Genomic DNA, 17,768 nt, shown 5'->3' with positions numbered 1-17,768 from the left:
ACCACCCGAACAGCGTGAACTGACGCCACTCAGCCTCTCTCGCCGCAGCCGTCCTGCTCGCACTGCGAGAAGCCGAGCCGGACTCATGATTTGCGAAATATTTGCCACAACACTGACTCCGGCTTGGTACCGTGATCATCAGCGACCGGAAGCTGTCTGTATGTCTGCTTCTTGTTTCCAACCGGATATGTGCGAGGCCCGTATGACCGCTACAAGCAACATCCATATTTACGCTTGTCAGAGACTTAAAAGACATACTCTGCGAGCATTCTCCGACAACTTCTACTCATCGCGAGTAGCGGTTTTCCGCAAGCGACATAGGCTGGGCAGCACTACGGCCGCGGCAGTTGAACCCCCTTGGGATGTGTCGCTGTGTATTTGCCAGTGATCTTGTGCTGGACATCGAGCTCGCTGGTCCGCTGAATCCCGCGGACTACGAACTACCCATGGAGGTCTAGGAGGTCAGGTCGTGACTCGTCGGTTTCCTCTTTCTCTCGGCGGCAGACGCACTAGGTGGGCCCGGGTTCTCGCTGCGCTCGGCAGCGGCGTCGCACTCGGGCTGTCGGCAACAACAGCAACCGCGGAACCGATCTATCCGTGGCCCGATCCGGATCCTTTCTATGCCGCTCCGGCGGATCTAGCGGCGCACCAGCCCGGTGATGTACTCAATGTGCGGGCACTACCACCGCTGCCGGTATTCCCCGGCGCAAGCGTCACACTGGTGCAATTCCGCTCCAGTAACACGAACGGCGTGCCGATCGCGGCAACCACCACAGTCGTTACCCCCGCCGGTCATCGACCAGACGCGCCGCTCCTGTCGTATCAACACTTCATCAATGCGCTCGGCACCGGCTGCGCGGTATCTCATCTGCTGTACTCCGGCGATACCAATCTGCTCGGGACCGTACCGATGCTGAACGCGGTGCTCGCGCGGGGCTGGAGCGTAGCACTGCCGGATCATCTCGGCCCGTACTTCGCGTTGGGAGCCGCGCGTTTGGGTGGCCGGGTTGTGCTCGACGGCGTCCGGGCCGTGAAACGGCTACCAGAACTCGCCGCACAACATAGCCAGGTAGTGCTGGCCGGCTACTCCGGCGGTGGTTTGGCCAGCGGTTGGGCTGCTGCACAACAGCCGTCATACGCACCGGAACTGGACCTCGCTGGTGTGGCTATCGGCGGCACCCCGATGAACCTGGAGACGATGGCCAATGTACTCGGCTTCGAACCGCACCCGGCCTTCGGACTGGCGATGGCAGCGGCGATCGGACTGGAGCGAGAATACCCGGACCGGTTGCCGATCAGCACGTACCTCAACCAGCGCGGCCGCGAAGTCGGCAACGCCATGGCCAACAGCTGCACCGCTGAGATCCTGACCATCGGCACGGGCGGCAGCGCCCGCGAATTCATGAACAACGACTCGATCATCGACTTCGATGCGGCTCGGGCGATTTTGCGGGAGAATAGCCTGGAACTCTACGACAAAGCGCCGGAAATTCCGGTGTTCGAGTGGCATTCGCCGACCGACAGCCTGATCCCGCTCGACGCGATCGAACAGACCAATCGACGCTGGTGTGCTGCCGGGGTGCCGGTGCAGACGCTGCTGGTGCCGCCCTCCGATCATCTGACCGGGGCGGTGCTCGGCGCCCCTGAGGTGATGATGTGGATGGAGGGCCGGGTGCGTGGTGAGCCCGCCCCTAGCACCTGCTGATCGAATTCCGTCCACATCCGGACGCGGAGCAGCTCTACAGCGGAATCAGCGAGCCGGAGGGGCGATACGATTCCTGTCTCTGACCAGCGAGATCTTCTCGCTGGTCAGAGACCGATCACTGCTTCGCTCGGCATAAGCGGGAAATCGCGGGAAGCCTGCTGACGAATGCGCCGTGTCGTCCCGGTATCGAAGCCGTCCGACCAGTGATCCGATAGCTCACCGCTCGCGCGGCATCAGCTCCACCACCGAGCCGTCGACATCGGCGGCCAGATAGGCGCCGCCGTAATCGTCGGCCAAGTACACCAGCACCGTCGGTTTGTCATCGTTGAAGGTCCAATCCGGGTCGACGATGACGTAACGAGAGGTGGGCTCGGGGATGCCGAGTTCCTCCTTGGCCTTCTCGAAGAGCGCTGGGAGGGTGCTCCAATCGATCGAGCGCAGATTCATCGTCTTCGCCTCGCCGAGCTCCCCACCAGGACCCACCCGACCGGCTTTACCGTCGCGGTAAGTGAATTCGTCGTACAGGGTCGGCTGGTCCTTCAATGGCGCACCGGTGTCGACGAAGGTCGGGTAGAACGTCGTTTCGGTGAATCGCTGTCCGCCGGTGACCTGTTCAAGGGCAGTGATTGCACGCAAGATGCCGTCTGGGGTGAGCAGGTCACCGGCCTGCGGTGCGCTCGGAGAGGCGGACATGGAGGACGGTTGGCGGGAAAAAGTCGGTGCGCTGGACGATTCGTCCGGGTCGGCAGACGCGTTCGGATCGGATGAACCGTCGGCCATGGTGCTCGTTCCAGCAGTTCGAGGCCACAGCACCAGCGCTGCGACCACCATGGCACAGATCATGGCCGCGAGAACCACTGTGCTCCACAACTGTCGCGGTGGACTGGTCGTTCCGGAGTGAGAAGCGGACACCGAATAAGCGGGCGGTTCCGACGGCATCACCGGTGCCGAGAGTCCTGACGGCATCATCGGTGCCGACGATCCCGACGACGTCGTCAGCGCAGGAGGTTCCGACTGGAGCGGAGGAACACCCCACAACCCCGATGATCCGGCGAGCGCCTCGGATAACATCCGGTCCACCTGCTCGGCCGGTGGCCTGCGATCCGGATCGGGTACCAACACAGCTCGCAAGACCGGCGTCAGCGGTCCCGCCCGCCGAGGCGCGGGCATATCACCCGTCATGACGGCCGCCAGCGTAGCGACCGACGTCTCGCGGCGCAGCGGGTGATAACCCTCCACAGCGACATACAGCAGCAGCCCCAACGACCACAGATCCGAGGTCGGATGGCCCTCGATACCGCCGAGCCGCTCCGGCGCGACATAATCCAGCGAACCGACGACACTGCCGGTGGAGGTAAGTCCTTCCAGTCCGTCGATCGCCGCTATCCCGAAATCGGTCAGTACCGGAGCGCCATCCTCACGGATGAGCACATTCGCCGGTTTGATGTCACGATGCAGCACGCCCGCCGCGTGTGCGGCGCGCAAGCCTGCGAGAATCCCCTGGCCTATCCACGCCGTCCACGCCGGAGCCATCGGCCCGTCCGCCAGGTGATCGGCGAGCGATCGACCCCGCACCAATTCCATAACGATCCACGGATGGGTCTCCGCAGGCGAGTCCACGATGTGGTGGATTGTCACCACATTCGGGTGACGGATTCGGGCCAGTGCCCGAGCCTCCCGCAACACCCGCTCGCGCTGCACGCTCGCCGCACCATTCGGTTCAGCCGCCCGCACCTCCTTCAGCGCCACCTCCCGATGCAAGGTGACGTCGTACGCCCGCCATACCGTCCCCATGCCGCCACTTCCGAGCGGCTCGATCAACTCGAAACGCCCGTCAACCATCGTCCGCCCGGAACTCACCGCGCAAGCCTATGACTTGCGCCGCACCGGCGCGAGATCCGAGCACAGTGGACTGGGACAGTCTGGACATGCATTCCGTGCTCGATCTACCCCCTGTCTGTCACCGCCGCACCGGCCCATAGACGGCCGGAAAGCCGAACGGTTCACCCGGAACCTTGCAGCACGGCGTTCACGGCTCGCGGCCGCGGGCCGGATGGGTTCGGGTCAGGGACCACCAACCCGCTCACCGTTTCCGAAGCTTTCGCCCAACCGTGGCTCGATCCTCTTCGCTCGTACACAACGAGAGCACACAGCAACTGGGCCACAGAGATTGCCACTGTTGGGTCACGATCTCGCCGAACTCAGTCGCGGCGTCTCCAGTGTTCCAGGCTTTGTCCCGCATGAAACAGCGGTGGTCGTCGTATCGTTGGCCGATATCGAGCCCTCTCTCGCGGGCACTGTCGACCTGACATGGAACGCCGCTGATGTGCTCGCCACCTGGGGCTGAGGAAATTCAGAACTCGAAACCGCAGATCACGCCCCGACTTCGCACCTTCGCCGAGGCCTTGTCGGCTGTCTTGAAACTGTTGCACGGCCTTTCGCTGGGCCAGGACAATCACAGCTCTGTCAGGCTTGCTCGGTATCGACAGTCAAGGTACCACGGGCGAATGTCTCGAGTATGCGGTGGTGGGTCTGCCGGGGCAAGTGCCGATTTCCTGGCTCTCCATGGGGCGTCCCAGGACGCACCGGTGCCTCGCCGAGGAGCTGGTCGAGCCCCGGCCGCGTGACCAGCAACAGACCGTGGGTGGCGCGGGTACAGGTGACAGCCAACCGGCCGAATGCCGAGTTGAACTCGTCGAGCTCCGCGGCGGAGTTCAACGGATGGATCGCGACGGTGATGCCATTTGTTTGCCCTTGCCACGAGTCGACCGTCGATGCCACCAGGTCGACATCGACGAGGGAGTGCTTCGCGCGTAATCGCTCGACGACGTCGATCGCATCGTCCACCGCCTGATTCCGAGTCGCCAGGATCGTGATCAGCGGATCACCGAGTTCATCGCCCGGCTGACGAGTAAGTGTGGCCCCGGTCGGAGTCCCGGTCGCGTCGTACTTCGCTTGCTCGAGCGAAAACTCCACGGAGAGCAGGCCGTCGAGCAGTGACTCGACCACTTCCAGCAGCGGAAGGTCGATATCCGCTGCTTCTGGATCCGGCAGACCGGCGACCTCCAGCAACGTCGGCACACCAGTACCGACCTGCTGCCAGATCTCAGCCACCGCCGCGGACAGCCCCTCCGCGACCAGGGCCCGATCACCCGAAGCTGCCACGCAATTGAGCTCGCCCCACTCGGGGTAGAATGCCCGCCACAGGTCGAGGTGACCGGCGGCAGGTCGCCACACCGCGGGCAGCTCTGCCGACCATGTGCGCTCGTCCTGGTCGAAGTCGGTGGGCCAGGCGCGGTAGGGGTTGTAGCCGTAGTCACCGCGCCACGGGTTCACGCCGACCTCCAGTGGAGGCAGTTGCCCGACGTCACCGACACCGACCACGATCGGCGCCGCCTTCGCAACCTTGTCGAACAGATAATGCGGAAGCTGCCACGCCTCGTCGACGAACAGCACGTCGAACGCGAAGATGTCGTGGTGAGCCGGGCCGAGGTGATCCTGCACCCTGTTCAACTCGCCGATCGCCCCGAGCTTGTGGGATGTCGCGACGACTACCGCGCACTCGGTCGGGATGCTCGAAGTCGTCGTGACCACAGTCGCGTTCACCTGGGCTTCGTCCGGAACATCGGCCAATCGGTCCTTGGCGACGAACAAGCACACTTTGTCCTTGCCAAGGGTTCGTCCGAGCGATGTCGCCAGCGGATGGATCTGCTTATTGGTGAACGCGACAATGGCGACGCGCGAACACTCGGCCTGCTCGACGGCGTCGACCACCAACCGCTGCAACACGAACGACTTTCCCGCCCCGGCAGCCGCCTTGAGCAGAATGCGGTCCCAAAGCGCTGTGTCCGAGAGCGCATTACGCAAGGCCTCGACCGCTTTTTCAGCGACTGCCGCGTTGCCCGCCGCAGCGCGGGCATGATGGACACGCTCGGCATACCGGTGCTTCGGTTGCGAGAATTCGATCGTCACTCCAGGTCGTCCATCGTCATATCGTCGGGCGGCACTGTCGCCTGCTCGGCGAGCGGGTTCCCGGTGGGCACCGCAGCCGTAGCCACCTCGAACGCGTCCCCGTCCACAACCGGCGGCCACACCTGCGGGTTGAGTTCGCCGCGGGCTCGGCGGTCGGCGAGCTGGTCGGCCCAGTCGGCCTCGGCACTCTCGTGCGGACGACAGCAGTACCGATGATCATCGGGATCTGCGATGTAGGAGTCGCTACCGCACGTCACTTTCGGCGCCGACACCGCGTCGGCCGTCGGCCTGGTGACATTGAGGAATCTATCGCTCTTGTTGGTCGAAAACCACGTGAAATCCGCGACGACAAGCCGGTCACCGACCGACAGCAGCGGAATGTTCACAGGTATCCACTGGAACCGACGCGGCGTGTCGTCAATGCCGGACAGCGGCCCGATCGATAGCCCCGCGAACTTGAAACTGCCCTTCTGTGCGGTGACGTCGGCATCAGGACGCTCGACACACGCGTCCTCATCGACGTGCAACAGCACGATCCTGGTCCCGTCCCTGATCCGACGTGACTCGACATCCAGTACGATCGGATCCACCTGGACAACGGTCGCGCAGGCGACCTCTCTGGTTCCCGCAGCAGTGGCCAAGTCCCAGGCGGCTCGGGGGTTGGCCAACGCGAGTAGTTGCGCCTGACATCTGCGGTCGCTTTCGATGACGGGAACGAGTGAGTTACGCCAGTGGCGGTAGGTCCGCCCGAACCGAACCAGATCGGATGCGTGCAGCACCAGCCTGCGCCGCCATACTGCCTGGGCGTCACTCTCGATCGCCCGGTGCACCTCGCGAAGTTTCGAGTCGGGCATGGCATCGAGCACGGCTAGGGCGCGCTCGAGGATCGCGCATTTGTATCGGAGCTCTTCGGTCACGAGCGCGTGGTATCTCACTGGATCGGCGGGCCCGTCCGCCAGCTTCCGATTGGACTTCGCTCCCATCAGGGCTCGATAGACGGCATCTGATCGCCGGTTCGTCAATCGCGCGCCTGGGGTGTGCTCGCAGGATTCGATCCGATCTTCGAACTCTCGCGGGTTCAGGCGGCAAGAGGTCATGGACTCGGCCCAGCCCACCAGGTAGTCCAAGCGGAGGGAAGCGACGGCAGGCCCCCCGGCGATGACGTACTGTGCCAGCGCTGCCCGGATATCGACAATCGGCGAGCGGAGGCTGAGCGCCCTGGCACGATCTTCTTCCAGCAGGAACGACACGGCGGTCCGGCTGGTTTCGGGTAGTTCGGACGGGATCTGCGCCTGCTCACCATTGAAAGTCAACGGCGTACGACCCATCTGGCGGTCACGCTCCCAACGCAACCTGCTGAGCTCGATGCCGGCCAGGTTGTCGGCAATCGAGGCAAGGACATCAGCTGTCGACTCGTCCGGAACGACAATGTGAATCGGGCTGGGCGCATCCTCGTTCGCCTCTCGCTGCTCGGTCATCGCCTTGACCAGTTCGCTTCCGAGCAGGTGCATGACGTCACGACGGGTTTGTGGTGACGACTGGGTATCACTGAAAACAGTGCTCTGCCACGGTTCACGGCCTTGCGCGGTAACACGCTGCAGGGCAAGTCCGTGGATACCGAGCGCGGCGGCATCGGACTTGGCGATCACGACGTTGATCGTTCCGGGCAGGCCCGCCGGGTCGACACGGCGCTGGCCTGTCGGCTGGGCGACCCCGTCCCTCGTCGCGATCACATTCGCCACGATTGATGCCGGAGCCTGGCCGAGTCCGCCGGTGCCATCGACGATCCCCACCACGTTGGGGCGAACATCCGCGGCGATTCCGAGCTCGACCAGCAGATCGGCGGGGGCGGCCGAAGTCCGGAGCTCATTGCGACAGTAGGAGAACAGCGTGCATGTCGTACAGGTCGTCGGGTCGTACGTCGCCCGCAGGTGGGCGACGTACGTGGTGAGATCCTCCGTTTCGCCGAACGGCCGCCGCGCAGCCTCGCGACGCCGCTCCGCCACCCGCGTCCGCACCTCGGCTCTGTGGTCGTCGAGCAGCTCGATCAATGCCTCGGGCTGCAGGAACGCGTTGCGTGGAACCGCGAGCACACCGTGCGAGTGCACCGACATTCCGTTCGGTAACCGAGACCAGACAGCGGCGGACTCGGCGCCGAGAGCCACCTGCAAGAACCCCTTCAGCAGCCTGGTGTCCTCGATTCGGGAGCGTAGCCGTTCGTAATCTTTGGCGTCACCGACGATCAGCCACGACCCGTCGCCACTGGCCGTGGAAGCTACTACCGCGAAGTCGGGTTTGACGTCGGTCGACTGACCCTCCTCGAATCCGGCGAATGGGACGGCCGGTCCGTGCATCAAGATCGCCACGCCGTCCGTGACCGCACGCACATGGGCATCGTCGAGCAGCATGGCCGTCCGGTCCACATCCGCGCGCGCGTCGACTGTCACGACTTCGGTGGGACGAGCCAAGCCAAGTTTCCCGACAGCGGTAGTGGCGATTTCGCTCGCGAACTCCCCGTCGCGCACCAACTGCTCGAAGGTCATCGCGCGTATCCACCGCGCCTCGGAGATGCGACCCGAATCGTCGGCGAAGCCGACATCGACGGCAAGCTTCCGGCGTGTACGTCCCAGTACGAGTGGATCGGTTCCACGAAACCGCGCGCACGCGGCATGCGCGGACGCGGCGACAGCGCTCGTGCCGCCGCCGACCGACTTGCTCGGCACATGAACCCCCTGCTGGAAATCGTGTGGTTCGACTGTTCGCTGGCCGTGACACATGTGACTGCCGCACACGACAATAACGAATGACACCTCGACCAACGACCAGAATTCCGCCGAACGTAAGGCCCCACACCTTTCACTGAATCCGAGCAGTCACAAGGCAAGTCCCGCGGCTACACCATGAGCCAACTCTGCGACAGCTACCATCGCGAGCCGGATAGGCTGTGCTCGCTCCTGAGAAGAAAGGCGAGTGTGAGCGGGTTTCGGAGGGTCTCAGGTCGTCATCTGCGACACAGGGCGGGATGATCTCATCGGGCCGCTGCGCACAGGAGGATCTGGCTCGGAACATTTCCGTTTCACCGCCGAGAAGCGCAAAACAAGGTAGAAATGATACGCTCACCCCGATTGCCGCTCCCCCAACTGGACTCGAACCAGTAACCTGCCGATTAACAGTCGGCTGCTCTGCCAATTGAGCTATAGGGGATTGTTCTCGGCTCTTCCCGGCCCCGGGCGGGCCAGGAGAAACTGTAGCGTATCGCTGACCGGTACCCCAAATCGCGTTGCTACCTGCTGACTTGTCCGGTATCGCTGAGATCTCGGCAGTGGGTATCCGAATCGACAGGTTTATCGGCCGTCGGGCAGGATGGTGGCGGCGAACGGGCAACTGGGAGGAGCACATCGAAATGCTGCGGTTGATCATCGGCGTGGCGGCCGGGTACGTACTCGGCAGCAAAGCCGGGCGGGCTCGCTATGAGCAGATCAGCGCGGCGACCCGCGCGGTGGCCGAGAGTCCGGTGACCCGCAAGCTCGTACACGTCGGCAGACAGCGACTGGCTGACAAACTCAGCACGCAGCCCCGGTTGGAACCGATGGAGCCACTCGACGAGCGGACTACCGTTCTGGTGCCACACGACCAGTTGCGGCACTGATCACACCGCATGATTCCGCCTCACGCTGGTCGAGGCATGGGTGCGAGATCACGCCTCACCGGGCATTTTCTGCGGAAGTCGGCCGCTAAGCTCCGGTGGCGAAGTCGTCGTGGTTTCCCATTGCCTGGGTGAGCAAGCTCTTACGGTATTGCTCCAAGGCGACGAGGTCGCCGAAGAGTGCGAAATAGGCGTCTGGTTGCTCGGTGGAAGACACCCGCTGCAGTTTGGACTTGAGTTCGGCAATCTGCCTGCCGACCCAGGCCTCCTGGGTGCGCGCCAGCACACCGGTGACGAAGCGTGGGATGTCCGCTTCCGACTTCACCGGCAACGGCTCGGTCGCCAGTTCCGACAGCAGAGCACGCACGGTCAGGTCGTCAGTGCGGTCGGTGATGGCATTGACCCATTCGGCGCCGCCGAGCCCGGCCGCTACGCCACCCGCCTCGGTGATCAACGCGCGGATGTTCGCATAGGCGGGATGGGCGAAGGCTTCGGATTCGAGCGCGTCGAAACCCGCGCCCGCCATTGCCGGGTATTGCAGTGCGGCGGCCAACACTTGGCGCTGCGGCAGCAAGGTGGGATCGTTCGGATTGGGGCGCGCGGCGGGATGTTCGGCGACCACCTCACGCGGTGCCTGCGCCCGGCTCGTGCCCACGGACCCACTGTTACGCCGCCGCCTGGCCTCCTCGCCGACCCGGCGCACGACCATCTGGATATCGTCCCAACCGACCCAGCCGGCCAGTTTGGTGGCATAGGCCTTGCGCAGCGCGTTGTCCTTGATCTGCGCGACCACCGGCACCGCACGGCGCAACGCTTCCACTTGCCCTTCCGCGGTATCCAGGTCGTGGTCGGCGAGCAGGCCACATACCACGAACTCGTACAGGGGTGTCCGGCGCGCGACCAGATCGCGCACGGCGGCGTCGCCGGAGTGCTGGCGTAATTCGCACGGGTCCTGCCCGTCCGGCGCGATCGCGATATAGGTCTGGCCGGCCAGTTTCTGGTCCTCGGAGAAGGCTTTCAGCGCCGCTGCCCGCCCCGCAGCGTCGCCGTCGAAGGTGTAGATGATCTCGCCGCGCCAGAAATTGTCGTCCAGCATCAGACGGCGCAGCAGGGAGAGGTGATCGTCGCCGAAGGCGGTGCCGCAGGATGCGACGGCGGTTTTCACACCAGCCAGATGCATCGCCATAACGTCGGTGTAGCCCTCCACCACGACTGCCTGATGCCCCTTGGCGATCTCCCGCTTAGCGTGGTCGAGACCGAAGAGCACCTGAGATTTCTTGTATAGCAACGTTTCCGGGGTGTTGACGTACTTACCCGACATGGTGTCGTCATCGAAGAGCTTACGAGCGCCGAAGCCGATGACCTCGCCGCCGAGGTTACGGATCGGCCACAGCAGACGCCGGTGGAAGCGGTCGATCGGGCCGCGCCTGCCCGGCTTGGACAATCCAGCGGCTTCCAGCTCCTTGGCCTCGAACCCCTTGCGCAGCAGATGTTTGGTAAGCCTGTCCCACCCGGCTGGGGCATATCCGCAACCGAACTGCTCGGCGGCTGCCGCGTCGAAATTGCGCTCGGTGAGATACGTACGTGCCGCTTCGGCCTCCGGTTCGCGCAGCTGCGCGGTGTAGAACTCGTGGGCAGCCGCGTTCGCCGCGACCAGCCGGGCGCGGGTGCCACGGTCGCGCTGCACCGTGGTGCCGCCACCCTCGTAGTTGATCTGATAGCCGATCCGGTCGGCCAACTGCTCGACGGCCTCGACGAATCCGACATGCTCGATCTTCTGCAGGAAGGCGAACACGTCGCCACCTGCTCCGCAACCGAAGCAGTGGAACAGACCATGATTAGGCCGCACATGGAACGACGGCGACTTCTCGTCGTGAAATGGGCACAGGCCCTTGATGGAGTCCGCGCCCGCGCGTTTGAGCGCGACGTACTCCCCCACCACGTCTTCGATCCGAACGCGCTCGCGAATCGCCGCTATATCACGATCAGGAAGTCGTCCGGCCACGGCAGCGAGTCTAGGCGAATGCGACACCGACACGCCCGGGTGGCTCGGTGTGCCGAGTTTTGGGCAGGTCCGCCTGCGCGTAGGGGTGCGGGCGCACCTTGCTCACCCCGCCGATATCGAACGTCTCGAATACCGGGTAGACGGTGATCCAGTTGCCTGCCCGCGGATGCGGGCCGAAGCTCACCGGCTGTCCGTTGACCAACAACAGGTCGACCTCGGTGTGCGAGATTCCGCTGACCTCGATGATGTCCTTCACGGTCTGGTGCGGGTGACACGACCTGCGCAGTACCGCATGCCGCTCATCGGGTCGGAGGAAGTCGTTCAGCTCAGCGTAGACCCGGATATCGACGGTCATTCAACGAATAATGCCATCGATGCAGTGAACCCGTGCAACGCATTATGGCCCGCGACCGGGCCGATCTCTCCCGCGGCGAAAAAACCGGCGAGCGGAATGCCGCCGAGCAGATCGTCGATCATCGTGGCGTCGTGGTCGGCAACCCCGAACATCCGTCTGCCGCGCCCATTACAGGTGAACAGGAGCGCACCCGCCGGACGTCCGGGCAGTTCCGAACTCACCCGCGCGAGGGCCGCACGCAGATCCTTGTCCGCTCCGGCCGCGTCCCTGACCTGGAATTGCACGGTCGTACCGACCTCGACAGTCTCACCGATCTCGATCACACCGCTCGACAGGTCGGCACCCTGGATGCCGCGGATCAGGAAATCGCCCCGCCTCGGCACGGCCAAATGCTCGTCGACCACGATACCGACCTGCAGGCCGTAAGTCAGCAGGTCCTGTTGGTCGGGTGGCAACGCGGCAACAATCTCCTGTAATCGCGCGACCGGCGATTTTCCAGCGAGCTCGGTAATCAGCGAACCACGGGCACCGGTGACGATATAGGGGTAGCCGATCGGCCGACAGCCCTGGGATACGAGCGAGACGCCGTGCAGGCCGGGAAACCGTGCGCCGACCGCACCTGAGGTCACCACATCGTGGTCACGGAACAACCTGCTGTCTGCCGGGCCCTGCGCACCGCTGGCCAGCCCACCCACCGCGACGGTGCCGGGCAGATCGGCGTTCAGATGTTCGAGCAGCAATTCAGCCGGAAAAGAGTAGGGATCGGGCAGCAGCAGGTGAAAATCGCGTGCACTCTTATCGAAGTGGTGACCGGCGAGCAGCCCGCCGGTCTCCGTGCGCAGAAAATCCAGTTGAAAGGTCTCGGCAGGTAGTCCAGACGCCAGCCACACCGCCACTGCGGGCTCGTCCTCGATCTCACGGCGACCGGCTACCACTGCTTGCGCCACGCACCCGACCAGGGCAGGAGCCCGGATCGTGTCCTGGACACCGGCGAGCACGGCCGATGCCTCATCACCATGGGCTCGGGAGGCGAACAATACAGCCAGCGACAGCGCCTCGCCCGAGAGTTGATCGCGGGCGTGCGCTGCGGCCTCCATACCCGCATGCCACGCATCCAACGCGGTGGAGAGCCCGACTCCGATCCGCACCCCTCCATCTTAGCCAACCACCAAAGACGTTTAATAGCTTTGTAGCACAATATATTTCACGTGAATACTACAATTTCCCCTCCCTGGCGCCGCCACCGAGCAGCAGGCATGTCTCCCAGTAGCGGCCCAAGCAGAAGGCGAGCACAGGACTGGGCGAGCTACGCACCAAGCCGGGCAGCGACCCGTTCCAAGCGACTTTCGGTGTAGGAGGCGATCTGATCGACAATGACGCGCACACGGTCGGTGTCGTCGGTGGCGGCGTTCCAAAAAGGCAGCAGGAGCGGATCGAGGCTACGCGGGGCGGTCGCCAACAACTGATCAGCCACCGCGAGGATACGTTCGCGCTGTTCGGCTTGGCGCAGCTGGTGCGCCGGATCGGACATCACGTAGCGCAGCGCAACAGTCTTCAGCAAAGCCATCTCGGCAGCGACAATGCGCGGGACCTCCAGGTCAGCAGCATACCGGGACAGCGGTTGTGGCCCGGCGACCGCTCTGGTCGCCGCGATCGCGGCGGTGGCGAAGCGGCCGACCAGCTCGCTGGTGAGGCGCTTGAGCGCGACCGAGGCAGTGAACGTGCCATCGTATCCGGACGCCTCGGTGACCACCGGCAGCTCCGACAGGCGCTGCGCGGCAGCGCTCAGCTCGTCGGCCGCCAGCGAATGCTGGAACTGGCCGAGCGCGGCCAACGCGTCCTGCTCGAGCGAGTCGGCCAGCGCACGCAGATCAATGCGACCAGCCAGCACACCGTCCTCGACGTCGTGCACCGAGTAGGCGACATCATCGGACCAGTCCATGATCTGACACTCCAGACTGCGACGCCGGTCCGGCGCTTCTTTGCGTATCCACTCCAGCCGATCGGCGTCGACCTCGTATCCACCGAATTTCGTGCCTGAGCCCGTTCGGCCCCAAGGATATTTGAGTGCGGCGTCGAGCGCGGCGCGGGTGAGGTTGAGGCCCGCGCTCGTGGCGTCGGGCTCGAGCACTTTGGGTTCGAGACGGGTAAGAATGCGCAGGTTCTGCGCGTTACCTTCGAATCCTCCGTAGGCATCCGCGAAAGTATCCAGCGCTTTCTCCCCGTTGTGACCGTAAGGGGGGTGGCCGATGTCGTGGGCGAGCCCGGCCAGATCGACCAGATCCGGGTCACAGCCGAGTCCGTCGGCGATACTGCGTCCTATCTGGGCGACCTCGAGCGAATGTGTGAGTCGAGTGCGCGGTGTGTCTCCTTCGCGTGGCCCCATGACCTGGGTTTTGTCGGCCAGTCTCCGCAGCGCGGCGGAGTGCAGCACCCGGGCGCGATCCCGAGCGAACTCGGTGCGATGGCCGGTGACGAACTCACTACGCGGGCTACCGAGCCCCGCTGTCTTGACATCCTCGCGGACGATGCGTTCCCTGTCATGATCGGTATACCGGTCGCTCATCGAATCTCATTGTTGTGCTGTATAGGTGAAGTCCGCCGAAAAGTGGGTGAACTGGTACCACAGCAGAGCACCGGTCTCTCTGGTGATACCGCGCAGCTGTGATTCGCGGGTGTAGACGGCGGGACCGGTCCGCGTCGGCGCGGTCCATGCCGCCAAGCCCGCATCGTGGGCCATGGTACGGGTGCGCAATGAATGCCAAGGATCGCTGACCAGCACTGCCGAGAACATATCGCGGGCCCGCATCGCCGTCGCGACCGCCTCGATACTGAGCAAGGTATTCGAACCGGTTTCTACGGCAAGGATTTTGTCACTGGGCACGCCACGCTCCCGCAGATAGTTCTTGCCAGAGGCCGCTTCGGTGAACAGGTCCCCCTTCTGCTTGCCGCCCACCGTAATCACCCGAGGCGCGATACCGGCCCGGAACAAATTGTAGGCCTGATCGAGTCGCGCTTCGAATACTGAGGAAGGCGTTCCAGAATACTGTGCGGCGCCGAGCACGACGATCGCGTCGGCCTTCCGATAGTCATTGATGCGCGCGACATGCCATATGCGAAAAGAGGTTCCACCGACCAGCACCACCCCCATCACTATCGAGCCGACAACCAATCGCCGCGCCCAGCACAGCAACCCCGCATCCGAGCCAGGTGGCCGAGCGGAGTCAGCAGCCGGAACAGCTCGGGCGCGCATCGTTGGCAAATCCACTCCCCAAGTCTGCCAGCAGCAGCGGTGTCACCGAACCAGCAACACTGTCGATACCGATGGCACGCACATCGATACTTCGATATCCGGCGGACTCGTGCACTGCACCGACCAGCCGCGCACGGACGCGCCGATCACCAACCCCTGGTCTGCCAGTCGGCTAGATGGGGACGTTCGGCGCCGAGGGTGGTGTCATCACCATGCCCCGGATAGATGACCGTGTCATCGGGATAGCGGTCGAAGAGCTTGGTGGTGACGTCCGCGAAGAGAGAGTCGAAGTCTTCTGGGGAGGTGGTACGGCCGACGCCACCGGGAAATAGGGAATCACCGGTGAACAGATGGGTGCGGCCCGCGCCGTCGGAAAGAGCGAGCGCGATCGAACCGGGGGTGTGGCCGCGCAGGTGGATGATCTGAAAAACCAGCTCACCGATCACGACGGTGTCGCCGTCAGCGAGCAACCGGTCCGGGCGGACCGGGAGCGGATCGGCATCCAGCGGATGGGCCGCCGTCCCGGCACCGGTGGCCGCGGTGGTCTCGGTCAGTGCCATCCAGTGGTCGGGGTGCTGGTGGGTGGTAACGATCAGCTGAACTTTCCCCGGCACTTCCTGCTCGACAAGGGCGGCGATCCGCGAAGCCTCATTGGCGGCGTCGATGAGCAGCGCGGCGCCGGTGTTCGCGCACTGCACCAGGTAGCAGTTGTTGTCCATGCCGCCGACGGACATCTTTACGACGCGTGCGCCGGGAATATCGCGCTGCTGCGGGTTCGAATTCGGGGACACATGGCCGGTGTACGGGCGATCGATGGTGATCACAAAACCATGCTAGCGAGCTAGATTCATGCCATGTCACTGCTATCCCGGAATCGCCGTATCCGCCTGCTCGCGCTCAGCGTGCTGCTGGCAGGCGCCGCCCTCCTCGGCGCACCCGCGGGTACAGCGGAACCGCCGCTGCGGATGAGTACCTACGTCGAAGATCAGGCCGAGGCGCTCGACACCGGGCAATTCGACCAGGTGCGCGCTGCGGTGGACCAGCTCTACACCGACCAGCGGGTCCGGCTGTGGGTGATGTACGTGCGCAGCTTCGACGGGCTCTCCCCGAAAGACTGGGCTCAACGCACTGCTTCGATATCCGGATTCGGCCCGAGAGACCTGTTGCTCACGATCGCCACCGAGGATCGCGCGTACTGGTTCGAGGGCGAGTTGCCTCGTGGTGTGAGCGATTCCGAACTCGATGCCCTCCTGACCGGCAAAGTGGAGCCCGACCTGCGCGCCGGGCGCTGGGCCGATGCCGGAATCACTGCGGCCGACGGTGTGGACTCGGCGATACGCGGCGGCGGAGCGAACTGGCGTGCCCTGCTCGGTATCGGGCTGGCCATTATACTCCTGGCCTGCGGTTTGGTGTGGTACAACCGCAAAATGCACCGCGACCGGTCCGAGGCCACGCTAGCGGCCGCACGAGATGTAGATCCGGAGGATACGGCGGCGTTGGCCACCTTGCCGCTGGATACCTTGCATGCCCGGTCCCGCGAAGCACTAGTGGAGATCGACAACGCGATACGCACCAGCGCCGAGGAACTCGACCTGGCCACCGGCGAGTTCGGCGCCATCGCGACCACGCCTTTCCGCACTGCGCTCGAGCACGCGAAAGCCGCCGCCACCAAGGCTTTCGCGATCCGGCAGCGCCTCGACGACGCCATCCCGGAGACTCAGGAAGAACAACGAGCACTACTGATCGATCTGATCAGCACGGTAGGGCGCGCCGACCGGGACCTCGACCGACAAGTCGCCGAATTCGACGCCATGCGTGATCTACTGCTCGACGCCACGAACCGGTTGGATCGACTCACCAGAGCTGTTGTCGACGCCACTGCCCGCTTCCCCGGCGCGGAAGCCGAGCTGGCCAGGCTCACCACCGTCCACCCGGCCGAGGTTCTCACCTCGATCCGGGACAACACACGCATGGCACGCGAGCGCATCGCTTTCGCGGAGCAGAATATCGATGCGGGCCGGGCCGCGCTCGCTCGGCCGGTGGGTGAGCAGGGCGGCGTCGTGGCTGCTATCCGCTCCGCCGAAGCCGCTGTCGGCCAAGCACGCGTCCTGCTCGACGCGGTAACCAACGCGGCCGCCGATATCCAGCAGGCGCGGGATGGACTGCCCGGAGCACTGGATGAGCTGCGCCGTGATATCACCTCCGCCACCGAGCTTTCCGCCTACGGCGGACCGGAACTGGCCGCTGCGCGCACCGCTGCGCAATCCACCCTGGAGAAAGCGGCGGCCACGGCGAGCACCGACCCACTGGACGCCTTCCATGATGCCGTAGCCGCCGACGCCGACCTCGAACGCGCCCTCGCCGCCGCCACCGACCGCAAACTCGCCGCCGAAGACCTGCGGCGCAGGCTCGACCGAGCCCTCACCGATGCTCGCGCCAAGGTCGGATCGGCTACCGACTACATCATTCCCCGCCGCGGCGGCATCGATGCCACAGCGCGCACCCGGCTATCGGAGGCGCAGCGCAACCTCGACCAGGCACAACAGTTCAGCTCGAATGATCCGGAACAGGCACTGCGGCATGCCAGGACGGCGGCAGACCTGGGCGGGCGCGCGTTGTGGGAGGCCCAGACCAGCGTGCAGGCTTGGGAGCGCGGCCGGGCTCCATCCAGCGGTGCCCACACCGGGGCGGTGCTCGGCGGCATCCTGCTCGAGGGAATGCTGCGCGGGGCGGCGGGTGGCGCTCGGCATTCCGATGGTGGATGGAGCCCGGGCTCGTTCGGCGGCTCAGCCGGATCTCGGCGGATCAGCCGCGGAGGAAGGTTCTGACGTA

At 64.6% G+C, this 17,768-nt stretch carries 13 protein-coding genes and 1 tRNA gene; 4 read left to right on the top strand and 10 right to left on the bottom strand.

Features of this window, described 5'->3' with window-relative positions:
* The first annotated feature begins 469 nt into the window (after positions 1-469).
* Entirely contained in the window at positions 470-1,705 is a 1,236-nt protein-coding gene (locus tag ACX4ZE_RS00965) for a lipase family protein (RefSeq protein WP_480271318.1), read from the top strand.
* A 216-nt stretch (positions 1,706-1,921) separates the two neighbouring features.
* Here the strand turns inward: ACX4ZE_RS00965 and ACX4ZE_RS00960 are convergent, their stop codons facing one another.
* Complete coding sequence (locus tag ACX4ZE_RS00960) at positions 1,922-3,565, bottom strand: serine/threonine-protein kinase (protein WP_480271317.1); 1,644 nt, start codon at positions 3,563-3,565, stop codon at positions 1,922-1,924.
* A gap of 319 nt (positions 3,566-3,884) precedes the next feature.
* On the opposite strand from ACX4ZE_RS00960, the gene ACX4ZE_RS00955 reads away from it, so the two are divergent.
* The gene (locus tag ACX4ZE_RS00955) at positions 3,885-4,052 is read left to right on the top strand and encodes a hypothetical protein (protein WP_480271316.1); all 168 of its coding nucleotides are present in this window, start codon (positions 3,885-3,887) and stop codon (positions 4,050-4,052) included.
* 119 nt (positions 4,053-4,171) lie between these two features.
* Here the strand turns inward: ACX4ZE_RS00955 and ACX4ZE_RS00950 are convergent, their stop codons facing one another.
* The 3 genes from ACX4ZE_RS00950 to ACX4ZE_RS00940 form a co-directional block, all read right to left on the bottom strand.
* The gene (locus ACX4ZE_RS00950) at positions 4,172-5,677 is read right to left on the bottom strand and encodes an AAA family ATPase (RefSeq protein WP_480271315.1); all 1,506 of its coding nucleotides are present in this window, start codon (positions 5,675-5,677) and stop codon (positions 4,172-4,174) included.
* Positions 5,674-8,400, bottom strand: a complete 2,727-nt coding sequence (locus tag ACX4ZE_RS00945; protein ID WP_480271314.1) for a hypothetical protein — start codon at positions 8,398-8,400, stop codon at positions 5,674-5,676. The genes ACX4ZE_RS00950 and ACX4ZE_RS00945 overlap by 4 nt, the downstream gene beginning before the upstream one ends.
* A gap of 408 nt (positions 8,401-8,808) precedes the next feature.
* A tRNA-Asn gene (locus tag ACX4ZE_RS00940) sits at positions 8,809-8,881 on the bottom strand.
* 199 nt (positions 8,882-9,080) lie between these two features.
* Between ACX4ZE_RS00940 and ACX4ZE_RS00935 the strand changes: the two genes are divergently transcribed.
* Positions 9,081-9,326 carry a hypothetical protein gene (locus ACX4ZE_RS00935; RefSeq protein WP_480271634.1) on the top strand — a complete coding sequence of 82 codons (246 nt, stop codon included), beginning with the start codon at positions 9,081-9,083 and terminating at the stop codon, positions 9,324-9,326.
* A gap of 85 nt (positions 9,327-9,411) precedes the next feature.
* Here the strand turns inward: ACX4ZE_RS00935 and dnaG are convergent, their stop codons facing one another.
* From dnaG to ACX4ZE_RS00905, 6 genes are all read right to left on the bottom strand, one after another.
* Positions 9,412-11,328 carry a DNA primase gene (dnaG, locus tag ACX4ZE_RS00930; protein ID WP_480271313.1) on the bottom strand — a complete coding sequence of 639 codons (1,917 nt, stop codon included), beginning with the start codon at positions 11,326-11,328 and terminating at the stop codon, positions 9,412-9,414.
* Positions 11,329-11,338: 10 nt separating this feature from the next.
* Positions 11,339-11,683, bottom strand: coding sequence for a ubiquitin family protein (locus tag ACX4ZE_RS00925; RefSeq protein ID WP_480271312.1), 345 nt, complete (start codon positions 11,681-11,683; stop codon positions 11,339-11,341).
* Complete coding sequence (locus tag ACX4ZE_RS00920; RefSeq protein WP_480271311.1) at positions 11,680-12,831, bottom strand: FIST signal transduction protein; 1,152 nt, start codon at positions 12,829-12,831, stop codon at positions 11,680-11,682. Before ACX4ZE_RS00920 ends, ACX4ZE_RS00925 begins: the two co-directional genes overlap by 4 nt.
* A gap of 158 nt (positions 12,832-12,989) precedes the next feature.
* Positions 12,990-14,249 (bottom strand): deoxyguanosinetriphosphate triphosphohydrolase, encoded by a 1,260-nt coding sequence (locus ACX4ZE_RS00915; RefSeq protein ID WP_480271310.1) that lies wholly within the window; start codon positions 14,247-14,249, stop codon positions 12,990-12,992.
* Between the two features lie 6 nt (positions 14,250-14,255).
* Positions 14,256-14,936 carry a YdcF family protein gene (locus ACX4ZE_RS00910; protein WP_480271633.1) on the bottom strand — a complete coding sequence of 227 codons (681 nt, stop codon included), beginning with the start codon at positions 14,934-14,936 and terminating at the stop codon, positions 14,256-14,258.
* A 146-nt stretch (positions 14,937-15,082) separates the two neighbouring features.
* Complete coding sequence (locus ACX4ZE_RS00905) at positions 15,083-15,760, bottom strand: MBL fold metallo-hydrolase (RefSeq protein WP_480271309.1); 678 nt, start codon at positions 15,758-15,760, stop codon at positions 15,083-15,085.
* Between the two features lie 30 nt (positions 15,761-15,790).
* Here ACX4ZE_RS00905 and ACX4ZE_RS00900 point away from each other — a divergent pair, with 30 nt between their 5' ends.
* The gene (locus ACX4ZE_RS00900; RefSeq protein ID WP_480271308.1) at positions 15,791-17,764 is read left to right on the top strand and encodes a TPM domain-containing protein; all 1,974 of its coding nucleotides are present in this window, start codon (positions 15,791-15,793) and stop codon (positions 17,762-17,764) included.
* Positions 17,765-17,768: the final 4 nt, after the last annotated feature.

This window comes from Nocardia sp. TBRC8007 (assembly GCF_056629435.1).
The sequence above is the reverse complement of the archived record's forward strand: the minus strand, read 5'-3'. Positions and strand labels throughout refer to the sequence as shown.

Excerpts from the sequence above, each read along its gene's own strand:
- ACX4ZE_RS00935 (WP_480271634.1), top strand. The coding sequence starts at position 9,081 with ATGCTGCGGTTGATCATCGGCGTGGCGGCCGGGTACGTACTCGGCAGC.
- ACX4ZE_RS00900 (WP_480271308.1), top strand. The coding sequence starts at position 15,791 with ATGTCACTGCTATCCCGGAATCGCCGTATCCGCCTGCTCGCGCTCAGC.
- ACX4ZE_RS00915 (WP_480271310.1), bottom strand. The coding sequence starts at position 14,249 with ATGAGCGACCGGTATACCGATCATGACAGGGAACGCATCGTCCGCGAG.
- ACX4ZE_RS00910 (WP_480271633.1), bottom strand. The coding sequence starts at position 14,936 with ATGCGCGCCCGAGCTGTTCCGGCTGCTGACTCCGCTCGGCCACCTGGC.
- ACX4ZE_RS00925 (WP_480271312.1), bottom strand. The coding sequence starts at position 11,683 with ATGACCGTCGATATCCGGGTCTACGCTGAGCTGAACGACTTCCTCCGA.